Source organism: Salinimicrobium oceani (genome assembly GCF_012037645.1).
This window is the reverse complement of sequence record NZ_JAAVJR010000450.1, coordinates 1-498: the sequence shown is the minus strand read 5'-3', so window position 1 is coordinate 498 and position 498 is coordinate 1. Positions and strand designations below refer to the sequence as shown.

1 protein-coding gene is annotated in these 498 nt (G+C 45.2%); it reads left to right on the top strand.

What is annotated here, in order from left to right; all coding sequences use genetic code 11:
* Positions 1 to 498: thiamine pyrophosphate-dependent enzyme (locus tag HC175_RS17680; RefSeq protein WP_235942667.1), on the top strand; the 498-nt coding region annotated here is incomplete at both ends.

Below are 498 nucleotides of genomic sequence, written 5' to 3'. Positions count from 1 at the left end.
AACTGGCGCAGGTTTATATTCAGCAAAAAGTTAGAGGTTTTTTACACCTGTATAACGGGCAGGAAGCTATTCTTGCCGGGGCTTTGCATGTAATGGATCTCTCTAAAGATAAAATGATCACCGCATACCGAAATCACGTACAGCCAATTGGGATGGGCGTGGATCCAAGAAAAGTAATGGCAGAGCTTTACGGGAAAAAAACGGGGACTTCCATGGGAATGGGTGGTTCCATGCATATTTTCTCTAAAGAACACCGTTTCTATGGTGGGCACGGGATCGTAGGAGGTCAGATTCCTCTGGGAGCAGGTCTTGCCTTTGCCGATAAATATTTTAAAAGAGATGCAGTGACCCTTACCTTTTTGGGAGATGGGGCTGCAAGACAGGGGTCTCTTCACGAGACTTTTACCATGGCTGTAAAATGGAATTTACCTGTGGTCTTTTGTGTTGAGAACAATGGATATGCAATGGGAACTTCTGTAGCCCGTACTTCCAAGAGTC